Source organism: Ruegeria sp. B10, from assembly GCF_056539825.1.
Window position 1 is genome coordinate 172,249 of sequence record NZ_JBQFVP010000001.1, and the last position, 25,466, is coordinate 197,714.

The window sequence follows — 25,466 nt, forward strand, 5'->3', positions numbered from 1 at the left end:
AGGAAATCAATCAGACATGGCTGAAAACCTTCTGGAAGAATACGTGTCGGCCATTCCGATGCCCGCGCTTCTGGTCGACCAAACCGAACGGATCATCGCCGCCAATACCGACGCCAAAACCCTGCTAAGCCAGAACATCACGGGCCGCCACTTTGCGACGATCCTCAGGCAGCCTCAGGTCATTGAGGCGATTGAACAAAGCCTCCGCAGCAAGGGTCCGGCCAAAACGCGGCACCTTTCAAATGATGGCGCGCAGGATACGACCTTCGAGGTGATTTGCCGCTATATGAACGGGATCGGCGCGGTGTCGGGCGGAGCGGTGCTCACGATCTTTCAGGACATCACGCATCTGGAACAAGCCAGCCAGATGCGTCGCGATTTCGTCGCCAATGTCAGTCATGAACTCCGCACGCCTCTAACCGCCTTAATGGGCTTCATCGAAACCCTGCGGGGTCCGGCCCGAGATGACGACGCCGCGCGTGAGCGATTTCTGCAGATCATGACGGATGAGGCAAACCGCATGAACCGCCTTGTCGGCGATCTGCTGTCGCTCAACCGGGTGGAAAGCGAGGAACGCGTGCGCCCGAAAGAGGAAGTGGAACTGACAGGTCTGCTGCAATCCACACTGAACTCTATGCGCCCTCTGGCCGATGATGCCGAGGTGGTGCTGACGCTTGATGCGCCTGAGGATCCGGTGACCATGACCGGTGACAGCGATCAGTTGCGTCAGGTGTTTACCAACCTGGTCGAGAACGGCATCAAATATGGCGGCAGCGGCGGCAGTGTCGAGTTGCGCGTGACCACCTCAGAGAGGGATACGGCCATGCGAGGTCCGGCGGTTCGGGTGCAGATCATCGATCGGGGGCCTGGCATTGATTCCGTTCATCTTCCGCGACTCACGGAGCGGTTCTATCGCGCCGACAGTCATAGATCGCGCCAATTGGGCGGAACCGGGCTTGGACTCGCGATTGTGAAGCATATCGTTAACCGTCACCGAGGGCGCCTTCGGGTGGAAAGCGATTTAGGAAAAGGCACTGTTTTTACAGTGATTTTGCCGCGCTGATGGGCGAGTTTCCGTAAATCCATCATGGCCGTGCCAAAAGTTTTATGACATCAGGACGCAAGAAAAACCCGGCTTGTCATAAAACTGTTACGTACCTGTCACAAAAGCCTTACGCACGGGGCCTAGTGGTTCGCGCAAGATCATCATGGGGGTGATCAAAAACCCAATTCTCAAGGAGACTGAGATGTCCTTTGTAAAACTGTCGGCATCTGCGCTGGCAATTGCTGCCGTTTCGGCAACCACTGCTGTAGCTCGTGACAACGTTCAGGTTGCTGGTTCGTCAACCGTTCTGCCTTACGCATCGATCGTCGCAGAGCTGTTTGGTGAGAACACCGAATTCCCGACACCGGTTGTTGAATCGGGTGGTTCGTCGGCCGGCCTGAAACGTTTCTGCGAAGGCGTTGGCGAGAACACCATCGACGTTGCAAACGCGTCGCGCGCTATCCGTGAGAAAGAAATCAAAGCCTGTGCCGAAAACGGCGTGACCGACATCATGGAAGTCCGTATTGGTTACGATGGCATCGTCTTTGCAAGCCAGCAGTCTGGCCCTGCCTTCAACGCGTTTGAGCCTTCGGACATCTTCAACGCTCTGGGCGCAAAGGTTCTGAAAGACGGCGAGATCGTCGACAACCCATACAACACTTGGGCCGAGTTCAACGGCGACCTGCCTGACGTTGAAATCGCAGGCTTCATCCCCGGCACCAAGCACGGCACCCGTGAAGTGTTCGAAGAAAAAGTTCTGCTGATCGGCTGTGAAGCAACTGGCGCCATGGAAGCGATGATCGCTGGCGGCATGAGCGAGGATGACGCGGAAGATGCATGCTTGGCTGTTCGCACCGATGGCAAATCGGTCGACATCGACGGTGACTATACCGAGACCCTGGCCCGTATCGACACCAACCCGAACGGCATCGGCGTCTTCGGTCTGGCGTTCTACGAGAACAACACCGACAAGCTGAAAGTTGCGACCATGTCGGGTATCGCACCATCGACCGAGACCATCTCGACCGGTGAATACCCTGTATCGCGTCCGCTGTTCTTCTACGTGAAGAAAGCCCACATCGGCGTGATCCCTGGTCTGAAAGAATACGCTCAGTTCTTCGTCGCTGACGAAATCGCTGGCCCGTCGAGCCCGCTGGCCAACTATGGTCTGGTTGCCGACCCTGAGCTGGCAAAAACTCAGGAAGCGATCAACAACGAAGTGACCATGGGTTCGGGCAGCTAAGCCGATCTATGGATGAATGTTTGGGGCGGCGGATCTCGCCGTCCCTTTCTGCGACTATAGCCCAGTCAAGAATAGTGGGGATATGATGCCGATATTTTGGCTTGTTCTGATCGTTTTGGCGATCGCTGTGCTCGGCTATGTTCTGGGACGGGCCCGCGCAATTCAAAGCGCAGGAGGCGAACCGCGAGACTTGCATTCGCTGCCAGCCTATTACGGCGCAAATGTTCTTTTGAAGACGATTGTCCCGGCTTTTGGCCTTCTCATTATCTGGCTGCTGGTTCAGCCGTTGTATGTGAACTCGAAGGTCTCGGGCATGATCCCCGATACAAGCGTCAAAGAGGGTTCTTCCCTTAGCTTGGTCATGGCCGAGGTGCGTCGCACGGCAAGCGGCCTGCAAGCAGCTGTATCGCAGGGGAATATGACCGAAGCAGCCGCTAGTGACCCCCAAGCCGATCTGACCGAAGTGACTCAGAATTTGAAAGATGCGGGTCAGGTGGTTACATCCGATATCACCCAACCGGTGTTAAACGCGGCACAAAGCCATCGCGCGTTGAATGCAACCGGATATGGAATCATGACCGTCGTGGTTCTGGTGGTGGCGCTGATTGGTGCCGGGGCAGGCTGGATGCAAACCAAGGCGGACTATCGCGCCCGCAACGTTGTTGAGCAGGGTGTGCGCTTTCTGCTCCTAGCGGCGGCCTCGATTGCTATTCTGACCACTGTTGGCATTGTTCTGTCTCTGGTTTTCAATACGTGGGAGTTTTTCAAGCTTTACCCAGCGCCAGAGTTCTTTTTTGGCCTGACCTGGTCGCCCAGCTTTTCGGGCCGGGGCGGGTTGTCGGAACTTGGGATCATCCCGCTGCTTTGGGGCACGCTCTATATCTCTATCGTTGCTCTGCTGGTGGCTGTGCCGATTGGGCTGTTTGCCGCGATTTACCTCAGCGAATATGCATCGCCCGCTGTGCGCTCTGTTGCCAAGCCGTTGCTGGAGGTTCTGGCGGGCATTCCAACCATCGTATACGGCTTGTTCGCCCTGCTGACCGTCGGTCCTCTTTTGTTGGACGTCTTTGGTGACAACGGATTGGGCTGGATGAAGGCGGGTACGGCCGTGATGACAGCCGGTCTGGTGATGGGCATCATGCTGATCCCCTTTGTGTCGTCGCTGTCCGACGATATCATCAACGCCGTGCCACAAGCGATGCGTGACGGGTCCTACGGCCTGGGCGCTACGCAGTCCGAGACCATTCGTCAGGTGGTTCTGCCTGCCGCGCTACCGGGCATCGTGGGTGCGATCCTGCTGGCAGCCTCGCGCGCTATTGGTGAGACCATGATCGTGGTTCTCGGGGCAGGGGCAGCCGCTCGGCTTAGCCTGAACCCGTTTGAGGCGATGACAACCGTCACCGCAAAAATCGTAAGCCAGCTGACCGGCGACGCAGACTTTGCCTCGCCGGAAGCGCTGGTTGCCTTTGCGCTTGGCATGACACTGTTCGTCGTCACGCTGGGCCTGAACGTCTTTGCCCTTTACATCGTGCGCAAGTACCGGGAGCAGTACGAATGACCGACGCAAGCATGCAAAACCCAGAAACGGGTCGCCAAGCTGTCTCCCTGACTGCGTATGATGCGCGGACCCGCAAGCGCGCCAAGGCAGAAAAACGCTTCCGTGCCTATGGTATCGTCGCGATTGCGACCGGTCTGTTCTTCCTGATCGTCCTGTTCGCATCGATCCTGTCCGAGGGTATTCCAGCCTTCACCCGGACTGTTGTCAGCGTTGACTTCACCTTGACCCAGCAAGAGCAGGAAGAGGCTGAAAGCACGCTGTTCAAGACCAAAGCCTATTCGGACCTGTTCATTGCAGCCCTTAACAAAGAGCTCGACGAAAGTGGTCTCCAAGTCGATTTCGACGAAGCGGCAATCGAGCGTCTGCTGGGTAAAGTTGGCGGAACCATTCGAACATTCTACGCAGAAAACCCGGACAAACTGAGCGAGCCTATCGAGTTTGATCTAGCGGCCTCAAGCCGCGTTGATGGATACTTTAAGGGCCGGGTGTCGCGCGACACCATGCAAGATAGCCGCTTCCTCCAGAAAAGCGATCTGGATCTGGTCGACGCACTTAAGGAAGCGGGTATCATCAAACAGGTTTTCAACTGGCCGTTCATCACCGGGGCAGACTCGGGCGTGGACAACCCTGGCGGCGCCGGCATCGGTGCTTCGGTTGTGGGTTCGTTCTTCATGATGCTGGTGGTTCTTGCGCTTTCGCTGCCAATTGGCGTAGCCGCGTCGATCTATCTGGAAGAATTCGCGCCGCAAAACAGGTTCACCGATCTGATTGAGGTCAATATCTCGAACCTGGCTGCGGTTCCTTCGATCGTGTTTGGTATCCTTGGTCTGGCTGTCTTCATTCAATTCATGCACCTACCGCAATCGGCCCCGCTGGTCGGTGGCCTGGTGCTGACCTTGATGACCTTGCCGACGATCATCATCTCGACCCGGGCGTCGCTGAAAGCAGTTCCGCCGTCGATCCGTGATGCCGCACTTGGGGTAGGGGCTTCCAAAATGCAGGCGGTGTTCCATCACGTTCTGCCGCTGGCCGCGCCCGGTATCCTGACCGGCACAATCATTGGTCTGGCGCAGGCGCTGGGAGAAACCGCTCCGCTGTTGCTGATCGGGATGGTGGGCTTTGTTGCCCGCGGCTACCCAGACGGATTCCTTGCCGGGTTCACTGAACCAAACTCAGCCATGCCTGCTCAGATTTACACTTGGGCTGCGCGCGCAGACGTTGGGTTCTACGAAAAAGCTTGGGGCGGGATCATCATCCTTTTGATTTTCCTGCTGACAATGAACATCATCGCAATCATTCTGCGCCGCCGCTTTGAACGCCGCTGGTAAGAAGGGCAGACCCATGAACGACATGTCACGAGTGGAGAGACAAGTGGATACCAATGAAATCAAGCTGGAGTGCCGGGACTGCCAAGTCTTTTACGGTGACACTCACGCCATCAAAGATGTGAATGTCGATATCGAAGACAAGACTGTCACAGCCTTCATCGGTCCGTCGGGCTGCGGTAAATCCACGTTCCTGCGCTGTTTGAACCGGATGAACGACACAATTGATGTTGCGCGGGTTGAAGGCAGCTTTAAACTGGACGGCGAAGACATCTACGACAAACGCGTTGATCCGGTTCAACTGCGCGCCAAGGTCGGGATGGTGTTCCAGAAACCCAACCCGTTCCCGAAGTCGATCTATGACAATGTGGCCTATGGCCCGCGCATTCACGGTCTTGCCAAGAACAAAGCGGAACTGGATGAGATCGTCGAGAAATCCCTGCGTCGCGGTGCGATCTGGGAAGAGGTCAAGGATCGTCTGGACGCTCCGGGCACCGGCCTGTCTGGCGGTCAGCAGCAGCGCTTGTGCATTGCGCGCGCGGTGGCGACAGAACCCGAAGTTCTTCTGATGGACGAGCCTTGCTCGGCACTGGACCCGATTGCGACTGCTCAGGTCGAAGAGTTGATTGACGAACTTCGCGCTCAGTATTCGGTGGTCATCGTGACCCACTCGATGCAGCAGGCCGCGCGTGTCAGCCAGAAAACAGCCTTTTTCCACTTAGGTAACCTGGTCGAGTTCGGCGAAACAGGACAGATTTTCACCAACCCGGTGGACCCGCGCACCGAAAGCTACATCACCGGCCGGATCGGCTGAGCACAGGTATTCCGAAATGAACGATTCAGAACAACATATTGCCTCTGTCTTCGACCGCGATCTCGAAGCGATCCAGGCACATATCATGAAGATGGGCGGTCTGGTCGAAGCCGCGATCATGGGCGCCGCCCGCTCGCTGGAAACACGGGACGAGGAACTGGCCCAGCAGGTGCGTCAGGGCGACAAGGCCATCGACGCGCTCGAGGATATCATCAACGAGGAAACCGCCCGCCTGATCGCCCTGCGCGCACCGACGGCCAGCGACCTGCGTTTGGTGCTTTCGGTGCTGAAGGTCTCAGCCAACCTTGAAAGGATCGGCGACTATTCCAAGAATATCGCCAAGCGGACCACTGTGCTGGTGAACTCGGGCGAGATCAACGGCAGTGCCTCGGCGCTGCGCCGGATGGCGCGCGAAGTTGAGGTCATGCTGCGCGACGCGCTGGATGCCTATATTCAACGGGATGCCGAACTGGCCGCCGATGTCATCGACCGCGATGAAGAGGTGGACCAGATGTATAACGGCCTGTTCCGCGAATTCCTGACCTTCATGGCCGAGGATCCGCGCAGCATTTCGTCCTGCATGCACCTGCATTTCATCGCAAAGAACATCGAGCGCATGGGCGACCACGTGACCGCGATTGCCGAACAGGTTGTGTATCTGGTCACCGGCGAGCGCCCGACCGAGTCGCGCCCCAAGGCCGACACAACGTCGCAAACCGTCTAGGAGACGCCTCCCATGTCTGCAGATCAACCAACGGTTCTGGTGGTCGAAGATGAGCTCGCCCAGCGTGAAGTGCTGGCCTACAACCTCGAGGCCGAAGGCTTTCGCGTCTCGAAAGCCGCCAGCGGTGACGAGGCGCTGTTGTTGGTAGACGAGGACAGCCCAGACATCATCGTTCTGGACTGGATGATGCCCAATCTCAGCGGGATCGAGGTCTGCCGACGCCTGAAAACACGGCCAGACACCCGCTCTATTCCGATCATTATGCTCTCGGCGCGGTCGGAAGAGGTCGACAAGGTGCGTGGCCTTGAGACCGGTGCAGATGACTATGTGGTCAAGCCGTACTCAGTCGTGGAACTCATGGCTCGCGTGCGCACCCAATTGCGCCGCGTACGCCCAGCCACGGTGGGTATTCGTCTGGAATTCGACGATATCATACTGGATTCCGAAACTCACAAGGTCAGCCGTGGCAGTCATTCGCTGAAACTGGGTCCGACCGAATTCCGCCTTCTCAGCACCTTCATGGAAAAACCCGGCCGGGTCTGGAGCCGTGAGCAATTGCTGGACCGGGTCTGGGGCCGCGACATCTATGTCGACACCCGTACGGTCGATGTGCATATCGGCCGTTTGCGCAAGGCGCTGACCCAGCATGGCGGGAATGATCCGGTGCGGACCGTGCGCGGGGCAGGGTACGCCTTGGGATAGAAAGGGAAGGGGGTGCGTATCCCCCTACCTATGACATTTACTCATAATCGGGTGTCAAACTCTTGCTGTTTTTCCTCGAAGTGCCACGTTACTGTGCAGCAACTTCAGACAGACCGGAGACACCCGATGAACGCCCCTGCCACCAAACCGACTTTGCGCGCAAAAGATGCGCCGGATCTGGGTAAGTTTGCCTGGGACGATCCGTTCCGTCTGTCCGACCAGCTGTCAGAAGATGAACGCATGATCGCTGACAGCGCACGCGCGTACGCACAGGAAAGGCTTCAGCCGCGCGTCACCGCCGCGTTTCAGAACGAAGAAACCGACCCCGAGATTTTCCGCGAAATGGGCGAGATGGGCCTTCTGGGCACCACGATCCCCGAGGAATATGGCGGTCTCGGCAGCGGCTACGTTTCCTACGGCCTGGTCGCGCGTGAGGTTGAGCGCGTGGACTCCGGCTATCGCTCGATGATGTCGGTCCAAAGCTCGCTGGTGATGTACCCGATCTATGCCTACGGGTCCGAGGAACAACGCCGCAAATACCTGCCGAAACTGGCTTCGGGCGAATGGATCGGCTGTTTCGGCCTGACCGAGGCGGATGCCGGGTCGGACCCCGCCGGCATGAAAACACGGGCCGAAAAGATCGACGGCGGGTACCGCCTGACCGGCACCAAGATGTGGATCTCGAACGCGCCAATCGCGGATGTCTTCGTGGTCTGGGCCAAGTCAGACGCGCATGACGGTAAGATCCGCGGGTTTGTTCTGGACAAGGGTCAGGCTGGTCTGTCTGCGCCAAAGATCGAAAACAAACTCAGCCTACGGGCGTCGATCACCGGAGAAATCGTGCTGGATGGCGTCGAGGTGGGCGAGGGCGCTTTGCTGCCTCATGTGCAAGGTCTGAAAGGCCCGTTCGGCTGTCTGAACCGCGCGCGGTATGGGATCAGCTGGGGCGTGATGGGTGCAGCCGAACATTGCTGGCACGCAGCGCTGCAATATGGCCTGGACCGTAAACAGTTCAACAAACCGCTGGCGCAAACGCAGCTATACCAACGCAAACTGGCCGACATGCAGACCGAGATCGCTTTGGCTCTACAAGCAAGCCTGCGCGTCGGTCGCCTGATGGATCAGGCCGAAGCGGCGCCCGAGATGATCTCAATCGTCAAACGCAACAACTGCGGCAAAGCGCTGGACATCGCGCGCATGGCACGTGACATGCACGGCGGCAACGGTATCTCGCTGGAGTTCCAGGTTATCCGCCACATGGTCAATCTGGAGACTGTGAACACCTATGAGGGCACTCATGACGTTCACGCTCTTATCCTTGGACGTGCGCAAACCGGGCTGCAGGCTTTTTTCTAGGTCTTAAAGGCGGTTAGGTGTAGGGTTCGATCTAGGACGATACTAATCTGTAGTACGTGTAATTGGTATTATGGTAAACAATATGGCCGCCAGTCAAACCCAACCACCGAGGATAACGATTTGGAACTCAGCGGAAAGACAGTTGTCATAACCGGCGCCGCTGGCGGTATTGGCAAAGGTCTTGCTGAGAGGTTCTCTGCAGATGGCGCCACCGTTGTCTGTTCCGACATCGACAGAGCAAATGCGCAAGCCTTGGCGGAGGAAATCGGCGGGCACGCATTTCCGTGCGACGTCTCCAGCGAAGCGCAGATCAAAGCCCTGATCGAGCATGTCGAGGACGAGATCGCTCCGATCGACCTGTTTTGCGCCAATGCTGGAATTCTGACGCTCGGCGGTTTGGACGTGCCAGATGAAGACTGGAACCGCATTTGGGACATCAACGTGATGTCTCATGTCTGGTTGGCGCGTCACCTTGTTCCACGGTTCGTCGCGCGCGGCCATGGCTACATCATGATCACCGCGTCGGCTGCTGGACTATTGAACCAACCCGGCGCGGCGCCGTATGGCGTCACCAAACACGCGGCCATTGGCTTTGCCGAATGGTTGGCGTTGACCTACAGCCACAAAGGTTTGAAGGTTTCGGCACTATGCCCACAAGCTGTTAGATCCGAGATGACACGCGGTCACGAAACCTCGGTCGCGGCTATTGACGGCATGCTCGAGCCGGAGGATGTCGCACAGGCCTGTGTGGACGGTATTCGAGCCGAGCAATTCCTGATCCTGCCGCATCCCGAAGTCCTTCAATACATGCGACAAAAAACGGCCGACTATGACCGATGGCTGCTCGGCATGAATAAATTAAATCAACAGTTTATAGGCGACCCTTAAGAGCGGCCACTTGGTCGTCGCATCAATCCCTCTTGCGCAACTGACGCCACCAGAACGCCATCCTCGGAATAGATGGAGCCGCGATTGAAAGACCGCCCCTGCCCCGTCCACGGTGATTCCATCACATAGAGATGCCAGTTTTCAAAACGCACCGGCGCGTGAAACCACAGCGCGTGATCCAGGCTTGCCGCGTTTACCTGACCCGTGAACCAGCTCAGCCCATGTGGCCGCATGCCGGAACTCATCAGACTCATGTCTGAGGCATAGGCCAAGATCAGATGCTGTGTTCGGGGATCCGTTGACGCCGCTCCGGGCATTCGAAACCAGATCTTGTTCTGATCGTCGGAAATTTCAGGTCGAAATGGGTCGAGATGGTCTACTTCGCGCACTTCTATTGGCCGCTCGCGCAACAATTCTTTTTTCATCTTTTCAGGGACTTGATCCACATACTTGTGGCGTAGTTCGCTGCGCGATGGATGGGTTTCTGGGCTCTCAGAAGACGGCATCGGATGCTGATGAGACCATCCTTCATCCTCAACATGAAAGGATGCAGACATATTGAGGATCTGCTTGCCATGCTGGATCGCAACAACGCGCCGCGTGGTAAAAGACCCGCCGTCTCTGGCCCGATCCACTTGATAAACAACGGGAATACTGGGGTCACCCGGACGGATGAAATAGGCATGCAAGGAATGGCAGAGCCTGTCATCGACCGTTCTGTAAGCCGCTGCCAGTGCCTGCGCGATGACCTGACCGCCGAAGATACGTGTCGGTGTCTCACCGCCCGATCCAGTGCCCCGGAACAGGTCAACCTCAAGCCGTTCGATGTTCAGAAGGTCCAGAAGAATACGCTCAGCTTCGGTCATGGGTTGCTCGATCTTGTTCATTTGGGGGATGAGGTACCAACACCCGCGCCATCAATCAATCACCGCACCCAAGACCAGAGCCTTGAGTTCGGCGCGCGATGGATAAGAGCTGGACGGCGACAATTGAGTGAAGAACACAGTCGTCAAATCCAAGGACCGGTCAATCCAGAAATAGGTCGAGGCCATACCACCCCAGCTGAAATCCCCGACAGACCCGGGCACGCCGGTACGACCCGGGTTCAGCACGACAGAGCCGCCCAATCCGAACCCCATACCTTCCATCGGTTGTTCCGCAAAACTACTAGGGCCCATTGAGGCAATGTCGTCGGGTAAGTGATTGATCATCATGAAATCTACCGTCTTCGGGCCCAATAGCCGTTCGCCACCGGCCTGCCCTCGGTTCCGTAGCATTTCAGCAAACCGGCTATAGTCGTCTATCGTTCCGACCAAGCCACCACCGCCCGAGAACGTGGTTGTGACCTGGAACGGAGAAGATCCCGCTTGGTCCACAAGCCTGAGCGTATCCTCGGACTGTTCGGCCGAGTTGAGGTCCATCGCGTCACCGGCCAGAGGCGTATAGAGCGACGCAAATCTATCGCCAGCATCTTTCGGGGCCACAAAGCCGGTCCCTCGCATACCGAGCGGCTCAAATATCTCCTGCTGGAAGAACCGGTCCAACGCCTTTCCCGAGACGACCTCGACAACGCGACCTAGGACGTCGGTGCTGACCGAATACTCCCACCGACTTCCCGGTTGAAACGCCAGAGGCAGCTCGGCGAGATCGCTTACTCTATCCTTTAGAAGCCCTTGATTTGGTTTGAAGATCATATCCCGCTCGTCCATCGCCGATGGCAGAAGACCGGGATTGAATGGGTAGCTGAACCCGCTCGTGTGGGTCAGAAGCTGATAAAGAGTCGGCGGCGGCGCGGCTTCGGTCTGATCCAACCGTTCGGCATTGGGAACCAATGCCTGAGGCGCGACAAATTCGGGCAGATACGCGGACAAAGGCGCGCCAAGGTGTATCAATCCGCGCTCGACCAGCATCATCACCGCAACTGAGGTGATCGGTTTGGTCATCGAGTAGATACGGACCAGCGTGTCACGCTCGAACGGCAATCCTGCTTCGATGTTGCGCTGGCCGCAGGCGTGGAAAAAGACCTCCTGCCCTTTGTGTTTCAGAAGAACCGAACTGCCGGGATATTTTCGTTGATCTACATAGCGTTGCATCCACGGGCGAATGCGATCCAACCTGTCTTGATCCCACGTTACCGGCATTCCAAAGTTCCCTCTGCCCTAGGCGTCCAAAGCCGACAAACCATGCTGCGCGAAGAGCGGCACGTAGTCACCGAACAGTTTCGCTCGGCCCGGGTCCGATGCGTTGCCGTCCAGTGCCCGTTTATAGACGCCCTGCAGAATGGCGGCCATTCGAAAGAAGTTAAAGGCAAGATAGAAGCCAAAATCCTTGATTTCCGGTAGCCCGCGCCGCGCGCAATATTGCTCGATATAGTCTCTATCACTGGGCAATCCGAGGGATTTGCGGTCAATTCCTGCCAGCCCCCGCCCTTCTGGACCCGGAGGCAACTGCCACTGCATGATCACCGCAGCAAGGTCGGCGTAAGGGTGGCCGATCGTCGACAACTCCCAATCCAGCACGCCGATACACCGGGTGCCGCCGCGTTCAAACATCAGGTTGTCGATCCGGTAGTCGCCATGCACAAGACTGCGCTGACCATCGTCTTCGGGCAAAGCCGCCTCCAACCCTGTGATCAGCGCATCCATCTGAGCGATCTTGTTTGTCTCGGACGCGCGGTACTGCTTCGTCCAGCGCGCGATCTGACGTTCGAAGTAGTTCCCACTTGGGCCATAGTCGGCGAGGCCCACTGCGTCGATATCAACAGAATGCAGCGCGGCCAGCACCCGGTTCATTTCATCCATGACGGCGGTACGTGTCTCGTTGCTTTCACCGGTCAGGGTTGGTTCCAGGAAGACACGACCCTCAAGATGTTCCATCACATAGAAAGCGGACCCTATGACCGAGGTATCTTCGCATAGAAGAAACATATCGGGCACCGGGACGTCACTGTCTGCAAGCGCCTGTTGCACACGAAACTCACGCTCCACTGCATGCGCGGATTTCAGTAGCTTTCCCATAGGCTTACGGCGCAGAACGTAAGTCCGATCCGGTGTCTCAAGTGCGAAAGTCGGGTTGGATTGCCCTATATCGAACTTGTGGGCCTTCAGAGGGCCGCGATACCCGGAGAAGTTTGCGGCAAGGTAGGTATCAACGGCGTCCAGATCCAATGGGCTTTTCGTATTCATCGTCAAAACGCTTCGGCAAAGATGTTGCCTGCTGTGACCACGTTGATGCCTCCGGACACGGGGATGACGGCTCCGGTCACATAGCTGCCCCCTCGCCCACACAGAAACAGCATGCAGCCAGCGATGTCATCATCACGCCCCACACGGCCCAGAGGAACCGATTTGCCGACCTTCTCGCGCGTTGCCTCATCCGCAGTTGCAAAGGCTGTCATGCGCGAGACGAACGGGCCGGGTGCCAGAGCGTTGACGGTGACGTGGTAAGGCGACAGTTCCTTGGCCAGGATTTTGGTTAGATGCAGGACGGCCGCCTTGGAGGCCGAATAGCTGTATGCCCCGTCGCCCATGGGAACCTCACCCATGACCGAGCCGACATTGACCACCCGCGCCGGGTCCTCGGCAGTGCCGGATTTCATGAGCAAGGGCAGTAATTTCTGCGTCAACTCAAACACACCCGCGACGTTGACGGACATCACTTTGTCCCACGCATCATGAGGGAATTCACCTAAAGGCGCCCCCCAGGACACACCGGAATTATTCATCAAAATATCCAGGCGTTCCGTCCGTTTATTGATCTCAGCAACGACTTCGTCGATTCCGTCTTTGCTGCCCAGATCCCCAGCAAACCCCTCCGCACTGCCGGGGGCACCCAGCGCGTTCAGCTCCGCCGCGACGGCCTCGCAGGCGTCACCTTTGCGGGAGGCGATCAGCACATGCGCTCCGGCCCGAACAAGCGCTTCGGCGGCCATGCGGCCAATTCCGGTGGCACCGCCCGTGACCAGAGCCACCTTTCCATCCAAAGAAAACAGGGTTTCCAGGGTCATGCCGCACTCCTCGCTTGTCGTTGGGGAAAGAGGGTGCGCCGTTGACAGCGCGCGATCCCGCCCCAAAATTCCATCTGCAAGGATAACAGGAACAATGAGGGCAACATGCAAGCATTACTCAGCGTCGCAGCGGGTGGACCGGAGACTCTGGAATTGACCACCCTGCCCGATCCGACCCCGGGCCGCGGAGAGATTCTGGTTGGAATAAAAGCCGCCGGGGTGAACTTTCCCGATACGCTGATGATCCGCGACCTCTATCAGATGAAGCCACCGCGGCCCTTTGCCCCCGGCGGCGAAATCGCAGGTGAGGTGCTTGCGCTTGGCGAAGGCGTTGAGGGGTTCGAAGTCGGAGATCGCGTACTGGCGCTGACCGGTCATGGCGGCTTTGCCACGCATCTTGCGATGAAAGCCAAGGACGCAATCAAGTTTCCCGATACCATGCCCTTTGATGAGGCGGCGTGTTTCATCTTCACCTATGGCACCTCCTACCATGCACTCAAGGATCGGGCGGCCCTTCAACCGGGTGAGACGCTGCTGGTTCTGGGAGCTGCAGGTGGTGTCGGATCGGCGGCGATCGAGTTGGGCAAAGCCATTGGCGCGCGAGTCATCGCTGCGGTTTCCATGCCAGACAAAGCTGAATTCTGCCGCTCAATCGGAGCGGATGAGACGATCCTGTATCCCAGAAACCCGGACAAGGACGCTCAGAAAGCTTTCTCAAAAGATATCAAGGCACTGGCGGGCGCCGAGGGTGTCGATGTCATCTATGATGCAGTGGGCGGAGCGTATGCGGAACCCGCGTTGCGAAGCATTGCGTGGAAGGGGCGATATCTCGTCGTCGGGTTTCCGGCTGGCATCCCCAGCGTACCGCTCAATCTCGCGCTGCTGAAAGGATGCCAGATCGTTGGCGTCTTCTGGGGGGCCTCCGTCTTTCGGGAGCCTGACGCTCACGCCGAAAACCTAAGCGAATTGTTTGACTTATACGCCGCAGGTAAAGTCAAGCCCCGCATCACGGCGCGCTTCCCCCTTTCCGAGGGCGCGGCGGCAATCGAGCTGCTTTCTCAGCGCTCCGTTCTCGGAAAGGTTGTGGTCACAATGGACGATACCTAACTGGAACGGGTTGCATCAAAGGCATCTTTGTCAGTCCACTCGCCTCATTGGAGCATTGTCCGGTAGACATCCCCACCAAATGCCGTTTAAGAAACGAATATGGGGACGGAGATTTATGAATAAAATTCTTGTGTTGAATGGCCCGAACCTCAATCTTTTGGGCACCCGACAGCCTGAGGTTTACGGCAGCACCACCTTGAAAATGGTGGAGGAGCAATGCGTTGCTCATGGCACGTCTATCGGGCTTGAGGTTTCGACATTTCAATCTAATCACGAAGGTGCGCTTATTGACGCCATCCATCAGGCCCGTGGCACGCAGAACGGTTTGGTTCTGAACGCAGGCGCTTATACCCATACGTCGATTGCCCTGATGGATGCGATTGCCTCGGTGGAACTGCCTTTGGTCGAGGTTCACTTGTCCAACATCCACGCGCGGGAAAGCTTCCGCCACAAGTCCTACATCGCGCCGGTTGCCGTTGGGCAGATTTGCGGATTTGGTGCGCTGAGCTACGTTTTGGCGCTGGATGCCTTGGCGGCGCATCTGAAATCAGGGGACGTTGCATGAAGCTGAAGGAATATCTTCGCTTTGTCAGCTATTCCAGAACCTTGGAAGAGCTTTGGGATGCCCATTGCCGGCAGATGGCTATATACGGTTTTGACCGGCTCATTTATGGCTACACTCAATATCGTACAGCCACGTCCTTAGGTGACCCTGAGGATTTTGTCATCCTCAGCAATCATCGACGTGAATATGTTGACGGTTTTCTCGGCGACAGCAGGTATTCCAACGCTCCGATGCTGCAATGGGCTTTGAACAACGATGGCGCGGCAAGCTGGGGTTTGATTCAGGATTTGGCCTCGAACGGGGAACTCACTCCCGAGCAGCAAAAGGTTGTGGATTTCAACAAGTCGCACAACGTGCTTGCTGGATATACTGTCAGCTTCAACTCGGTCTCGGTGCGGTCCAAGGGAGCGATCTCGCTATCGGCCGAAGAAAACCGCAACCAGGACGAGATTGACGACATGTGGGAAGAGCATGGCGAGGATATCCTTCTGATGAACAACATCGCTCATCTCAAGATCCTGACCCTGCCCTACACACCGCCGAATCGGTCGCTCACCAAACGTCAGCGAGAGGCGCTGCAATGGGTCGGTGATGGCAAAACGACTCAGGATATAGCCCTGCTGATGGGGCTGACGGCGGCGACAGTAGAAAAACACCTGAGGCTGGCACGCGAATCGCTTTCGGTCGAGACGACGGCCCAGGCCGTTCTGAAAGCCGCCCTACACAACCAGATGTATGTTATGGAAGCCTGACCACAAGAGATTGACGCCAAACCGCGTCAATTTACCTTAGGTAAGGAAATCATGACTTCCCATCTTCACGGGAAAATTGCAGAGTGATACCGTTCCGTGAGTGGTGGCTTTAGCCAAGGAACATTCGATTGGATCTTTGCAATACCAGAGCTCTCCAATCACTCTGACTTTTGGAGCGCCTATTCGTCCGCGTACCGACGTCGGAATTTTGGAGGGTCCCGACCATCCCCATCATGCGGGGCCCTCCATTCACCTTCTGCTTGAACAGACAAATCCATCTCTGGCACAAAAAAACCGGCCACGTTCGACGTGACCGGTTCTGAATGTAGTCAGGCCCCGCAACCGGGGCCTAGAGCAAAGGCTTAGCCTTGTGCCGCTTTGGCGACTTCTGCAGCGAAGTCTTCTTTTTCGACCACGATGCCTTCGCCAACTTCCAGACGGATGAAGCCGGTGATGGTTGCGCCTGCTTCTTTGGCCGCTGCTTCAACGGTCAGGTCAGGGTTAACAACGAAGGACTGGTTCAACAGAGTGGATTCAGCCACGAATTTCTTCATGCGGCCTTCGATCATCTTCTCGATCACCTGCTCCGGCTTGCCGGACTCGCGGGCGATGTCCATCTGAACCTGCTTTTCTTTCTCGACAACAGCCGGATCCATGTCGGCCTCGGACAGAGCTGCCGGGTTCACAGCTGCGATGTGCATCGCAACCTGCTTGCCGATCGCTTCGTCACCACCGGTCAGAGCAACCAGAACGCCGATTTTACCCATGCCATTGGTGGCCGCATTGTGAACGTAAGACACAACGGTGTCGCCCGACAGTTTCGACATGCGGCGCACCGACATGTTCTCGCCGATGGTGGCGATCTTGTCGGTGATGGTGTCTGCAACGGACTTTCCGCCCAGATCAGCAGCCAGCAGAGCTTCGACATTGTCGACGCCTTCAGCAGCGTAGGTGATTTTGCCGACCATTTCCTGGAACTCAGCGTTCTTCGCAACGAAGTCGGTTTCAGAGTTCACTTCGACAGCAACACCATTGCCACCGTTGACGTGAACAGCAACCAGACCTTCTGCTGCGGTACGGCCCGATTTCTTGGCCGCTTTGGCCAGACCTTTGGTGCGCAGCCAGTCAACGGCCTCGTCCATGTTGCCGCCGGTTTCGGTCAGGGCTTTTTTCGCGTCCATCATGCCTGCGCCGGTTGCGTCGCGCAGTTCTTTAACCATTGCTGCTGTGATTGCCATCTTTTGGCTCTCCTCAATTCAAACGGAATTGGGGCAGGTCATACCCTGCCCCATGTGTCAATTACGTGACGGGCAGCTTACGCTTCGGCCGGAGCTTCAGCTGCTTCTTCTGCAACGACTTCTTCAACCGGTGCTTCTTCGAAGGCACCCAGGTCAACGCCTGCAGCACCCATCTGAGCGGTCATACCGTCCAGAGCGGCACGAGCGGCCAGGTCACAATACAGCGAGATCGCGCGGGCTGCGTCGTCGTTGCCAGGGATGATGTAGTCAACGCCGTCGGGCGAGCAGTTGGTGTCGACAACAGCCACAACCGGGATACCCAGCTTGTTGGCTTCTGCGATGGCCAATGCTTCTTTTTTGACGTCGATGACGAACAGCAGGTCAGGAACGCCGCCCATTTCACGGATACCGCCCAGCGAAGCCTGCAGCTTCTGCTGGTCACGCTCCATGCCCAGACGCTCTTTCTTGGTCAGGCCTTCTGCGCCCGCTTCCATGGCTTCGTCTATCTGGTTCAGACGGTTGATCGACTGGGAAACGGTTTTCCAGTTGGTCAGCGTGCCGCCCAGCCAGCGGTGGTTCATGTAGTACTGAGCCGACTTTTCAGCCGCTTCAGCGATCGGACCAGCGGCCTGACGCTTTGTACCAACAAACAGAACGCGGCCACCTTTTGCGACGGTGTCACGAACAGCTTGCAGAGCCTGGTCCAGCATCGGAACGGTCTGGGTCAGGTCCATGATGTGGATGCCATTGCGCGAGCCGTAGATGAACGGGCCCATGCGGGGATTCCAACGCTGTGTCTGGTGACCAAAGTGAACGCCAGCTTCTAGCAGCTGACGCATGGAGAACTCGGGAAGAGCCATGCTATTTTCCTTTTCCGGTTTACGCCTTGGCGGGGGTGAAAGAAGCGGATGCTCCAACCGGCGGTCTTGATGAGGATGTCTCCCTCAAAAAGCCCAAACCCCGCCTGCGGGTTTGAATGGCGCGCGTATACGGCAGGTTGGGATGCAGCGCAAGGGCCAATCGCCCTTATTTTTCAAGCCGCGCCAAGCTGTGCGCATGACGGACGGCCTCTTCGCAATGCGCAGCCAGCGCTTTGCGGTTTTCAAAGTCGCTGACCTTGGCTGGCGCATGATAAATCAGCTCGACCGCCCCCTGCCTGCGCGCACCGAGCGTCTTCAACAAATGCGGGCCGAAATCCATGTCGCCCCACCAACCATAAAACCGGTCCGGTTCACCCACAGGTGCGTGAAACACCACCGAGACCGGCTGAACATACATGAAATCTCGCAACTCGTCCGCGAAGAACGCGGCAAAGAGCGTTGTTTTAAATGGCAAAACCCTGAGGCCATCGGTCGAGGTTCCCTCCGGGAAAAACAGCAACTTATGCCCCGCTTTCAGGCGAGTTTCGAACACAAGCGTTTGTTCTTTTGCCTTCTTCCGGTCGCGCTCGATAAAGACAGTTCCGGTTGCACGTGCCAACCAACCAATACCTGGCCATTTCGCCACCTCGGCCTTGGATACGAAATACACCCGTTTGCGGGCGTTCAGCGCAAAGATATCCAACCAAGAGGTGTGGTTGGCCACCACTGCTCCACGCTCCACCATCAGATCTCCGGACGTTCGGAAACCTATGCCCAGAATGCGAAAGGCGTTGCGGCAAACAAATTGGGTGATGAACGGCGTGATCGGTCGACGAATACCGAATAAGGGGAGTTCGATCAGGCGTATCGCCAACAAGATGATCAAGCCACCAAAGACCAACAGTGCTAAAGGTACACCACGCAAGAAAACCAATACCCACCCCAAAACGCCAAGGTGAATAGCATCCGGCGCGTCGTCACTGTTCCAAAGCGGATCACTCACGGCTTTAGGCTCCGCCATAGATGCGCTTTTGCCGCTCGTTCATCCGCGCGGTATCTAGGATCAAGCAGACATCGGTGGTGTTAAAGCTGTGGTCGATAAAGGCCCCCTCGCCCACAAACCCGCCCAAACGCAGATAGGCTTTGATCAGCGCGGGAACCTGCACCATGGCTGCCCGGCGGTCGAGGTCTTCAGGTGCCACGAGGTTCATGGATTGATACACATCCGGCTGCGCACGCACCCGCAGATCTTCGGGCGCTAGATGGTTGTGATACAGCATCGACAAGGGTTGGGCGAGCGCGGTGACATCGGTGCCGTGAAAGCTGGCAACACCGAACAGAACCTCGATCTCACGCTCGGTGACATAGGCCGCCAAACCATTCCACAGGTGATACATGGCCGTGCCGCCGCGATAGTCCGGATGCAGGCAGGATCGGCCAAGCTCCAGCAGCTTGCGACCGCTCTGCTTCAGAACGGTCAGATCGTATTCGTCTTCGGAGTAAAACTGGCCCAACTCTGCTGCACGTTCGCCCGGTAACAGCCTGTAAACGCCCACAGTCTCCCCGGTTTGATCGTCGATCGCCAGCATGTGATCGAAATACGGATCGAACTTGTCCTGCTCCAGTCCAGCATCGTGATCGACCATCTCTCCGCCACCACCTAGTTCGCGTACAAACACGTCGTAGCGCAGGCGCTGCGCGGCGCGCAGGTCCTGTTCGGTTTCAGCGAGTCGGATGGTGAAAGAAGGGCCTGAATCCGGCATGTCGTTCCTTGAAGTTGCCTCCGGCTGATAGCGCAGCTGTTCCCCCAAAGGCAATACAGGTCCCATCTGGCGTCTGGCGTTAACCTTTCCTAAACCAGTTTCACGGATCAAAGACCGGCATCAAGGCGATACGCGATCCGTCGATTACCACTTTCCCCTGCTCGCGGAAGTTCACGGTAATCTTGCCCCCGATATTGGACTGCACCTGTCCAACGCCCCAATCGGGGAAATCGGGGTGGCGGACGAACATGCCCGGTGCAAGAATGGCATTGAGGTCTGTCATGGGGGCTCCGGTCCGGTGGCAGATACAGCAGGAGGTACGCATGGGCGCCACAGACGTCAACCTGGCCGAGCTGATTGGCTCGCGCATTTGTCACGATCTGATCAGCCCGATCGGGGCCATCACCAACGGGCTAGAGCTGTTGGATATGGTTGGCGCGGTGCAAGGCCCCGAGATGGAGCTGATCTCGGGCAGTGTCGGCAGTGCTGGCGCGCGCATTCGGTTTTTTCGCGTGGCCTTTGGCTCGGCCAGCGACCAGCCATTGGGGCGCAGCGAGGTCGCCGAGTTGCTAAAAGACGTGGAACGAGCAGGTCGTGTGCGGGTCAACTGGAACCTGACCGAGGCTGTGCCACGCAATCAGGTCAAACTGGCCTTTCTGGCCCTTATGTGCTGCGAGAGCGCGATGCCGTTTGGTGGGCAGGTCGATATCTCGACCTCTGACACCAGTTGGCAGGTGACTGGGACGGCCGATAAACTGAACATTGACAATGACTTGTGGAAGAATGCTGCCACGGGCAACTTCGCCAACAAACTCACCCCTGCGCAGGTTCAGTTTGCCTTGCTGCCGGAAACGGCGGCGGCCATGGGGCGGCGGGTTGCGGTCGAGACCGGCACAACCCGCGTCACCCTGAGGTTCTAGGCTCGGGTTGTACCGTTTCCGCGCACCAGATATTGAAAACTGGTCAGTTGTGCTGCACCGACAGGACCTCGTGCATGCATTTTGCCCGTGGCAATTCCGATTTCAGCGCCCATTCCGAACTCACCGCCATCCGCAAACTGCGTTGACGCATTGTGCATCAGGATGGCGCTGTCCAACCGCTGGAAGAAGCGGGCCGCAGCCGCGTCATCCTCGGTCATGATGCAATCGGTGTGGTTCGAGCCAAAGTGCTGGATATGCGCAATGGCGGCGTCAATGTCGGCGACAGGTTTGGCGGCAATGATGCTGTCCAGAAACTCTTTGCCCCAATCCTCAGAGGTGGCTTGGGTGGTTCCGTCGACGGCCAGAACACCTTCGGCATGAACCTCGACCCCTGCGGCCAAAAGCGCGGCAATCACGTCGCGCCCGAGGGTTTCGGTCACACCCTGATGGATCAACAGACACTCTGCCGCGCCACAAATACCGGTACGCCGGGTCTTGGCGTTCAGCACCACGTCCAAGGTCTTTTGCGGGTCGGCGGCCTTGTCGATGTAGATATGCACGATGCCTTCTAGATGGGCGAAGACCGGTACACGCGCCTCACGCTGAACCAGCCCAACCAGCCCTTTGCCGCCCCGCGGAACGATGACGTCGACATAGTCAGTCATGGTCAGCAATTCCTGCACCGCCGCGCGGTCACGGGTCGGCACGAGTTGAATTGAGTCCTCAGGCAAGTTCGCGGCCTTCAGACCTTCGACCAGACAGGCGTGGATGGCGGTGGAGGAGTGAAAACTCTCGGATCCACCGCGCAGGATCACGGCATTGCCGGACTTCAGGCATAACGCGCCAGCATCGGCGGTTACATTAGGGCGGCTTTCGTATATCACCCCAATGACACCCAACGGCGTGCGCACACGCTGAATATTCAGGCCCGAGGGCATGTCCCACTCGGTCATCACCTCGCCCACCGGATCGGTCTGATCAGCCACCGTTCGCAACCCATCGACCATGCCCTGAATGCGGTCCTCATCCAGCATCAGACGGTCCATCATGGCGGGGCTCAGGCCCTTTTCACGTCCGAACTCCAGATCCTTCTTGTTGGCTTCGATGATCTGAGCGCGATTGGCCCAGACGGCCTCAGCCGCCGCGATCAGCGCTGCGTGCTTACGCTCCGCCGAGGCAAAGGCCAGCTCGCGCGCTGCAGCTTTCGCGCGTTTACCCAGATCGGCCATCAGAGCGGGAATATTGTCGAGATCCTTCATAACCTTAGCCTTTCTGCGCCTTTATAGCGCCAAATCATCCCTGTGGATCAACGCTGCGCGACCAGGATAGCCCAGCGTTGCCTCAATCTCTGAGGATTTTCGCCCTTTTATCGCGTCAGCCTCTTGCGCGGTATAGCGGCTGATGCCCTGCGCCAGTCGACGCTCTTGCAGGTCAAGAATGGCGACCGGATCGCCGCGTCCAAAATCACCGGTCACTTCGACGATACCCGCAGGCAACAGGCTTTTGCCATTTGAAAGCGCCTTTGCGGCGCCATCGTCAATCGTGATCTCTCCGCGCGGTTTCATAGCCGAGATCCAGCGCTTGCGCGCTGCATGCGGATCAAGCGTCGCCGTGAACCACGTTCTGTTCGCGCCATTCTCAAGAGATTGCAATGGGTTGAGCGTCGAACCTTCAGTGATCGCCATATCGCAACCTGCAGCCGTCGCCATCTTGGCCGCCATCAGCTTGGTCTTCATGCCGCCCTTGGAGAGGCCTGAACCGGCGTCTCCGGCCATCGCCTCAATCTCGGGCGTGATCTGGTCGATCGTGTCGTAGCGCGTGGCCGAGGCATCTTCGTTCGGATTGCCAGTATAGAACCCGTCCACATCCGACAGAAGGATCAACTGGTCCGCACCAACGGTTACCGCGATCTGGGCGGCCAGCCGGTCATTGTCGCCGTAGCGGATCTCGTCCGTGGCAACAGTGTCGTTTTCGTTGACGATGGGCACTACGCCGAGGCCCAAAAGCGTCTCAAGTGTCGCGCGTGAGTTCAGATAGCGGCGACGATCCTCGCTATCCTCGAGCGTCACCAGCACTTGAGCCGTGGTGATCTGGTGCGGGGTCAGCGCCTCTTCGTAAGCACGCGCCAGACGGATCTGACCAACAGCAGCTGCGGCTTGAGATTGCTCCAGAGCCAACGCCGCTGCAGGCAGGCACAAAACACCCCGACCCAAAGCGATTGAGCCAGAAGACACCAGAATCACATCCGTGCCCTGCCCTTTCAGCCAGGCCACGTCCTGAGCCAGTGATTTCAGCCAATCCGAGCGTAGCTGCCCCGTGTTCCGATCCACCAGCAAAGCGGACCCGATCTTGACCACCAGCCGACGGGCTGCGGTCAGGGTTGCCACGGCGCGGCCTCCTCGGCAGGTTTCTGGCGCAGGCGGTTTTCGTCGATCTGAGCACGGAGGGCGCGCAGCACTTCGGTCACGCCCAGATGCGCGACACCTGACATCGTCATGACGGGGCCGCCAACGGCCTCTTCCAGCTCGGCCTTGGCCAAGTCACGTTCTTCATCATCCAGCGCGTCAACTTTGTTCAAAACCGTGATCCGAGGTTTGTCGGCCAATTCTCCGCCATAAGCCTCAAGCTCATGGATAATGGTGCGGTAGTCTTCGGCCACGGTTTCCGAGGTGCCATCGACCAGATGCAGCAACACGGCGCAACGTTCAACGTGACCGAGGAACCGATCTCCGATCCCGCGCCCTTCATGCGCCCCTTCGATCAGGCCGGGAATGTCGGCCACCACAAATTCCACATTGTCCACGCCGACCACGCCCAGATTGGGGTGCAGAGTGGTAAACGGATAGTCGGCGATTTTAGGCCGCGCGTTCGAAGTTGCGGCCAGAAAGGTCGATTTGCCGGCATTGGGCATGCCCAACAGGCCAACGTCCGCGATCAGTTTCAGCCGCAGCCAGATGGTGCGATCAATGCCCGCCTGCCCCGGGTTGGCTCGACGCGGTGCCTGGTTGGTGGCCGACTTGAAGTGGAGGTTGCCAAAACCGCCATTGCCACCTTTGGCCAGCAGAACCCGCTGCCCGACCTCGGTCAGGTCGCAAATCACGGTCTCTTCGTCCTCATCGAGGATCTCGGTCCCGACGGGAACGCGCAGGATGATGTCGTCACCATCCTTACCGGTGCGTTGCTGACCCCGGCCCGGTTGTCCGTTCTTGGCAAAGAAGTGCTGCTGATAGCGGAAGTCGATCAGGGTGTTCAGCCCGTCCACGACCTCGGCCCAGACAGACCCGCCTTTGCCGCCGTCCCCGCCATCAGGTCCGCCGTATTCAATGTACTTTTCGCGTCGGAAGCTGACGCAGCCGCCACCTCCGGCCCCGGACCGGATGTAGACCTTTGCTAGATCGAGAAATTTCATGGTCTGTCCCCTACTGCAAAGGCCCCACCGGCCACAAGTCAGAGTTTCTTTGTATAGGTCCAGGTGGGCACATTCGCGTCGCGCGCCACCGAATAGCTTTCCGCATCGCCCAGATACTGGAACCCGCAGTGGGTCAGTACCCGCGCTGAGGCCGGATTGTCCTGAAACACGCTGGCGAACATATTGGCGTTCTCAAGCGGGTTGGCACCGACCAGGGCCTCAACGGCCATCGAGGCAATGCCCGTATTCCAATAGACAGGCGCAACCCAATAGCCAACCTCGGACTGGTTGCGATCAAGCCGCTGCAGAGAGATCAGGCCGATCAGCTCGGGCCCGCCGTCCTTGGTGGCATCCATCGCCCAGACGTCCTCATCCCGGTCTTCCGCCATCGAGCGGGTCACGAAGGCTTCAATCGAGCCCGGCGGCAACGGGTGCGGGATCGACGTGGTCATCCGCGCCACACGCTCATCGCCTGCGTAATGTTCGATAAGCCCCATGTCCGACCGACGCAGAGGGCGCAGATCGAACCGCTCGGTTTCGATGACCGGCTGATTTATGATTGCTTCAAGTTTCATGAGTGCGTTCCTCCTCCGAACAACACAAAAAGTACGGACGCAACAGTCAGACTGGCGAGCGTCCACATCAGATATTTTTCCGCAGGCCGACCTTCTACCACATGGGCGATCCGGTCCCCTGCAAATGTCCAGATCGGGTGCAAAACGACCTGGCAGAACAACAAACAAAGAGCGATCGTGAGCGTCGCCTCAAAACTGGACGTCCCCGCCGCAACAAACCCCGTGAACCCTGCAATGATCATTGCCCAGGCCTTGGGGTTCAGCGGATGAACTATGAGCCCAGACAAAAAGCCCGGTGCTTTCCCATCTGCAGTTGCACGAGACAGCCTTAGATTGGCGATCTTCCAGGCCAGCCAGCAAATATAGGCAGCAGAAGCGTATTTCAGCACCTCAAACGCCAGCGGAGCCTGATCGGCAACCTGCATCAGACCAAAGCCCACAGGCCAGATGATCAGCTGCTTGCCCAAAACGACCCCGGCCACAAAGGGCAACGCGGCGCGAAAGCCATAGCGCGCACCTGTTCCCATCAGGACCATGTTGGCCGGTCCCGGCGTACCGACCTGTGAGGCGGCAAATATGAGAAAGCTAGTAGTTGCGACGGGCATTGCTGTTCTGG

27 protein-coding genes are annotated in these 25,466 nt (G+C 57.7%); 13 read left to right on the top strand and 14 right to left on the bottom strand.

Going from position 1 to position 25,466, the window contains the following annotated elements:
- The first annotated feature begins 16 nt into the window (after positions 1-16).
- The 9 genes from ACR0J4_RS00865 to ACR0J4_RS00905 all read left to right on the top strand — a co-directional run bounded on the left by ACR0J4_RS00865 (position 17) and on the right by ACR0J4_RS00905 (position 9,655).
- The gene (locus tag ACR0J4_RS00865; protein WP_170641601.1) at positions 17-1,063 is read left to right on the top strand and encodes an ATP-binding protein; all 1,047 of its coding nucleotides are present in this window, start codon (positions 17-19) and stop codon (positions 1,061-1,063) included.
- A 184-nt stretch (positions 1,064-1,247) separates the two neighbouring features.
- Entirely contained in the window at positions 1,248-2,288 is a 1,041-nt protein-coding gene (locus ACR0J4_RS00870) for a substrate-binding domain-containing protein (RefSeq protein WP_170641603.1), read from the top strand.
- 85 nt (positions 2,289-2,373) lie between these two features.
- Entirely contained in the window at positions 2,374-3,846 is a 1,473-nt protein-coding gene (gene pstC / locus ACR0J4_RS00875; protein ID WP_170638703.1) for a phosphate ABC transporter permease subunit PstC, read from the top strand.
- Entirely contained in the window at positions 3,843-5,174 is a 1,332-nt protein-coding gene (gene pstA / locus ACR0J4_RS00880; RefSeq protein WP_170641605.1) for a phosphate ABC transporter permease PstA, read from the top strand. The genes pstC and pstA overlap by 4 nt, the downstream gene beginning before the upstream one ends.
- A gap of 13 nt (positions 5,175-5,187) precedes the next feature.
- Positions 5,188-5,985: a phosphate ABC transporter ATP-binding protein PstB gene (gene pstB / locus ACR0J4_RS00885; protein WP_170373719.1), complete on the top strand. Its 798-nt coding sequence runs from the start codon at positions 5,188-5,190 to the stop codon at positions 5,983-5,985.
- Positions 5,986-6,001: 16 nt separating this feature from the next.
- Positions 6,002-6,709: a phosphate signaling complex protein PhoU gene (gene phoU / locus ACR0J4_RS00890; protein ID WP_170373720.1), complete on the top strand. Its 708-nt coding sequence runs from the start codon at positions 6,002-6,004 to the stop codon at positions 6,707-6,709.
- Between the two features lie 12 nt (positions 6,710-6,721).
- Entirely contained in the window at positions 6,722-7,411 is a 690-nt protein-coding gene (gene phoB / locus ACR0J4_RS00895; protein ID WP_170373721.1) for a phosphate regulon transcriptional regulator PhoB, read from the top strand.
- A 126-nt stretch (positions 7,412-7,537) separates the two neighbouring features.
- Positions 7,538-8,767, top strand: a complete 1,230-nt coding sequence (locus ACR0J4_RS00900; protein WP_170641607.1) for an acyl-CoA dehydrogenase — start codon at positions 7,538-7,540, stop codon at positions 8,765-8,767.
- A gap of 120 nt (positions 8,768-8,887) precedes the next feature.
- Positions 8,888-9,655 (top strand): SDR family NAD(P)-dependent oxidoreductase, encoded by a 768-nt coding sequence (locus tag ACR0J4_RS00905; RefSeq protein ID WP_170641609.1) that lies wholly within the window; start codon positions 8,888-8,890, stop codon positions 9,653-9,655.
- Here the strand turns inward: ACR0J4_RS00905 and ACR0J4_RS00910 are convergent.
- Genes ACR0J4_RS00910 through ACR0J4_RS00925 form a run of 4 tightly spaced genes read right to left on the bottom strand, consistent with a single transcriptional unit; the run spans position 9,652 to position 13,661 of the window.
- Positions 9,652-10,521: an acyl-CoA thioesterase gene (locus tag ACR0J4_RS00910; RefSeq protein WP_170548706.1), complete on the bottom strand. Its 870-nt coding sequence runs from the start codon at positions 10,519-10,521 to the stop codon at positions 9,652-9,654. The two genes, ACR0J4_RS00905 and ACR0J4_RS00910, sit on opposite strands and share 4 nt — an antisense overlap.
- A gap of 51 nt (positions 10,522-10,572) precedes the next feature.
- Entirely contained in the window at positions 10,573-11,796 is a 1,224-nt protein-coding gene (locus tag ACR0J4_RS00915) for a serine hydrolase domain-containing protein (RefSeq protein ID WP_170641611.1), read from the bottom strand.
- A gap of 18 nt (positions 11,797-11,814) precedes the next feature.
- Complete coding sequence (locus ACR0J4_RS00920; RefSeq protein ID WP_170641613.1) at positions 11,815-12,840, bottom strand: phosphotransferase; 1,026 nt, start codon at positions 12,838-12,840, stop codon at positions 11,815-11,817.
- A 2-nt stretch (positions 12,841-12,842) separates the two neighbouring features.
- The gene (locus ACR0J4_RS00925; protein WP_170548697.1) at positions 12,843-13,661 is read right to left on the bottom strand and encodes an SDR family NAD(P)-dependent oxidoreductase; all 819 of its coding nucleotides are present in this window, start codon (positions 13,659-13,661) and stop codon (positions 12,843-12,845) included.
- 105 nt (positions 13,662-13,766) lie between these two features.
- Here ACR0J4_RS00925 and ACR0J4_RS00930 point away from each other — a divergent pair, with 105 nt between their 5' ends.
- The 3 genes from ACR0J4_RS00930 (at position 13,767) to ACR0J4_RS00940 (ending at position 16,085) form a co-directional block, all read left to right on the top strand.
- On the top strand, positions 13,767-14,768 hold the full coding sequence (locus tag ACR0J4_RS00930; RefSeq protein ID WP_170641616.1) for an NADPH:quinone oxidoreductase family protein: 1,002 nt from the start codon (positions 13,767-13,769) through the stop codon (positions 14,766-14,768).
- A 115-nt stretch (positions 14,769-14,883) separates the two neighbouring features.
- Positions 14,884-15,333 (top strand): type II 3-dehydroquinate dehydratase, encoded by a 450-nt coding sequence (aroQ, locus tag ACR0J4_RS00935; protein WP_170641618.1) that lies wholly within the window; start codon positions 14,884-14,886, stop codon positions 15,331-15,333.
- The gene (locus ACR0J4_RS00940; protein WP_170641620.1) at positions 15,330-16,085 is read left to right on the top strand and encodes a LuxR family transcriptional regulator; all 756 of its coding nucleotides are present in this window, start codon (positions 15,330-15,332) and stop codon (positions 16,083-16,085) included. The genes aroQ and ACR0J4_RS00940 overlap by 4 nt, the downstream gene beginning before the upstream one ends.
- Before the next feature lie 362 nt (positions 16,086-16,447).
- On the opposite strand, the gene tsf is transcribed toward ACR0J4_RS00940, so the two are convergent.
- The 5 genes from tsf to ACR0J4_RS00965 all read right to left on the bottom strand — a co-directional run bounded on the left by tsf (position 16,448) and on the right by ACR0J4_RS00965 (position 20,229).
- Complete coding sequence (tsf, locus tag ACR0J4_RS00945; protein ID WP_170373730.1) at positions 16,448-17,323, bottom strand: translation elongation factor Ts; 876 nt, start codon at positions 17,321-17,323, stop codon at positions 16,448-16,450.
- A gap of 77 nt (positions 17,324-17,400) precedes the next feature.
- The gene (rpsB, locus tag ACR0J4_RS00950) at positions 17,401-18,183 is read right to left on the bottom strand and encodes a 30S ribosomal protein S2 (protein ID WP_170466928.1); all 783 of its coding nucleotides are present in this window, start codon (positions 18,181-18,183) and stop codon (positions 17,401-17,403) included.
- Between the two features lie 166 nt (positions 18,184-18,349).
- The gene (olsA, locus tag ACR0J4_RS00955) at positions 18,350-19,204 is read right to left on the bottom strand and encodes a lyso-ornithine lipid O-acyltransferase (protein ID WP_170641622.1); all 855 of its coding nucleotides are present in this window, start codon (positions 19,202-19,204) and stop codon (positions 18,350-18,352) included.
- Positions 19,191-19,946, bottom strand: coding sequence for an L-ornithine N(alpha)-acyltransferase (gene olsB, locus ACR0J4_RS00960; protein WP_170548683.1), 756 nt, complete (start codon positions 19,944-19,946; stop codon positions 19,191-19,193). The genes olsA and olsB overlap by 14 nt, the downstream gene beginning before the upstream one ends.
- A gap of 100 nt (positions 19,947-20,046) precedes the next feature.
- Positions 20,047-20,229 carry a DUF3553 domain-containing protein gene (locus ACR0J4_RS00965; RefSeq protein WP_170373734.1) on the bottom strand — a complete coding sequence of 61 codons (183 nt, stop codon included), beginning with the start codon at positions 20,227-20,229 and terminating at the stop codon, positions 20,047-20,049.
- Positions 20,230-20,269: 40 nt separating this feature from the next.
- On the opposite strand from ACR0J4_RS00965, the gene ACR0J4_RS00970 reads away from it, so the two are divergent.
- A complete protein-coding gene (locus ACR0J4_RS00970; protein WP_170641624.1) occupies positions 20,270-20,866 on the top strand; it encodes a histidine phosphotransferase family protein in 597 nt (198 codons plus the stop codon).
- Here the strand turns inward: ACR0J4_RS00970 and ACR0J4_RS00975 are convergent.
- The 5 genes from ACR0J4_RS00975 to ACR0J4_RS00995 are packed head-to-tail and all read right to left on the bottom strand — an operon-like array spanning position 20,863 to position 25,455.
- Positions 20,863-22,125 (bottom strand): glutamate-5-semialdehyde dehydrogenase, encoded by a 1,263-nt coding sequence (locus ACR0J4_RS00975; RefSeq protein ID WP_170641626.1) that lies wholly within the window; start codon positions 22,123-22,125, stop codon positions 20,863-20,865. The two genes, ACR0J4_RS00970 and ACR0J4_RS00975, sit on opposite strands and share 4 nt — an antisense overlap.
- Positions 22,126-22,146: 21 nt before the next feature.
- Positions 22,147-23,253, bottom strand: a complete 1,107-nt coding sequence (gene proB, locus ACR0J4_RS00980; protein ID WP_170641628.1) for a glutamate 5-kinase — start codon at positions 23,251-23,253, stop codon at positions 22,147-22,149.
- Positions 23,241-24,275 carry a GTPase ObgE gene (obgE, locus tag ACR0J4_RS00985; protein WP_170641630.1) on the bottom strand — a complete coding sequence of 345 codons (1,035 nt, stop codon included), beginning with the start codon at positions 24,273-24,275 and terminating at the stop codon, positions 23,241-23,243. Before obgE ends, proB begins: the two co-directional genes overlap by 13 nt.
- Before the next feature lie 38 nt (positions 24,276-24,313).
- On the bottom strand, positions 24,314-24,850 hold the full coding sequence (locus ACR0J4_RS00990; RefSeq protein WP_170458229.1) for a GNAT family N-acetyltransferase: 537 nt from the start codon (positions 24,848-24,850) through the stop codon (positions 24,314-24,316).
- Positions 24,847-25,455 carry a LysE family translocator gene (locus ACR0J4_RS00995; protein ID WP_170641631.1) on the bottom strand — a complete coding sequence of 203 codons (609 nt, stop codon included), beginning with the start codon at positions 25,453-25,455 and terminating at the stop codon, positions 24,847-24,849. The genes ACR0J4_RS00990 and ACR0J4_RS00995 overlap by 4 nt, the downstream gene beginning before the upstream one ends.
- Between the last annotated feature and the right edge of the window lie 11 nt (positions 25,456-25,466).

Coding starts and splice junctions, on each gene's coding strand:
- ACR0J4_RS00865 (WP_170641601.1), top strand. CDS start 17: ATGGCTGAAAACCTTCTGGAAGAATACGTGTCGGCCATTCCGATGCCC.
- ACR0J4_RS00870 (WP_170641603.1), top strand. CDS start 1,248: ATGTCCTTTGTAAAACTGTCGGCATCTGCGCTGGCAATTGCTGCCGTT.
- pstC (WP_170638703.1), top strand. CDS start 2,374: ATGCCGATATTTTGGCTTGTTCTGATCGTTTTGGCGATCGCTGTGCTC.
- pstA (WP_170641605.1), top strand. CDS start 3,843: ATGACCGACGCAAGCATGCAAAACCCAGAAACGGGTCGCCAAGCTGTC.
- pstB (WP_170373719.1), top strand. CDS start 5,188: ATGAACGACATGTCACGAGTGGAGAGACAAGTGGATACCAATGAAATC.
- phoU (WP_170373720.1), top strand. CDS start 6,002: ATGAACGATTCAGAACAACATATTGCCTCTGTCTTCGACCGCGATCTC.
- phoB (WP_170373721.1), top strand. CDS start 6,722: ATGTCTGCAGATCAACCAACGGTTCTGGTGGTCGAAGATGAGCTCGCC.
- ACR0J4_RS00900 (WP_170641607.1), top strand. CDS start 7,538: ATGAACGCCCCTGCCACCAAACCGACTTTGCGCGCAAAAGATGCGCCG.
- ACR0J4_RS00910 (WP_170548706.1), bottom strand. CDS start 10,521: ATGACCGAAGCTGAGCGTATTCTTCTGGACCTTCTGAACATCGAACGG.
- ACR0J4_RS00915 (WP_170641611.1), bottom strand. CDS start 11,796: ATGCCGGTAACGTGGGATCAAGACAGGTTGGATCGCATTCGCCCGTGG.
- ACR0J4_RS00920 (WP_170641613.1), bottom strand. CDS start 12,840: ATGAATACGAAAAGCCCATTGGATCTGGACGCCGTTGATACCTACCTT.
- ACR0J4_RS00925 (WP_170548697.1), bottom strand. CDS start 13,661: ATGACCCTGGAAACCCTGTTTTCTTTGGATGGAAAGGTGGCTCTGGTC.
- ACR0J4_RS00930 (WP_170641616.1), top strand. CDS start 13,767: ATGCAAGCATTACTCAGCGTCGCAGCGGGTGGACCGGAGACTCTGGAA.
- aroQ (WP_170641618.1), top strand. CDS start 14,884: ATGAATAAAATTCTTGTGTTGAATGGCCCGAACCTCAATCTTTTGGGC.
- ACR0J4_RS00940 (WP_170641620.1), top strand. CDS start 15,330: ATGAAGCTGAAGGAATATCTTCGCTTTGTCAGCTATTCCAGAACCTTG.
- tsf (WP_170373730.1), bottom strand. CDS start 17,323: ATGGCAATCACAGCAGCAATGGTTAAAGAACTGCGCGACGCAACCGGC.
- rpsB (WP_170466928.1), bottom strand. CDS start 18,183: ATGGCTCTTCCCGAGTTCTCCATGCGTCAGCTGCTAGAAGCTGGCGTT.
- olsA (WP_170641622.1), bottom strand. CDS start 19,204: ATGGCGGAGCCTAAAGCCGTGAGTGATCCGCTTTGGAACAGTGACGAC.
- olsB (WP_170548683.1), bottom strand. CDS start 19,946: ATGCCGGATTCAGGCCCTTCTTTCACCATCCGACTCGCTGAAACCGAA.
- ACR0J4_RS00965 (WP_170373734.1), bottom strand. CDS start 20,229: ATGACAGACCTCAATGCCATTCTTGCACCGGGCATGTTCGTCCGCCAC.
- ACR0J4_RS00970 (WP_170641624.1), top strand. CDS start 20,270: ATGGGCGCCACAGACGTCAACCTGGCCGAGCTGATTGGCTCGCGCATT.
- ACR0J4_RS00975 (WP_170641626.1), bottom strand. CDS start 22,125: ATGAAGGATCTCGACAATATTCCCGCTCTGATGGCCGATCTGGGTAAA.
- obgE (WP_170641630.1), bottom strand. CDS start 24,275: ATGAAATTTCTCGATCTAGCAAAGGTCTACATCCGGTCCGGGGCCGGA.
- ACR0J4_RS00990 (WP_170458229.1), bottom strand. CDS start 24,850: ATGAAACTTGAAGCAATCATAAATCAGCCGGTCATCGAAACCGAGCGG.
- ACR0J4_RS00995 (WP_170641631.1), bottom strand. CDS start 25,455: ATGCCCGTCGCAACTACTAGCTTTCTCATATTTGCCGCCTCACAGGTC.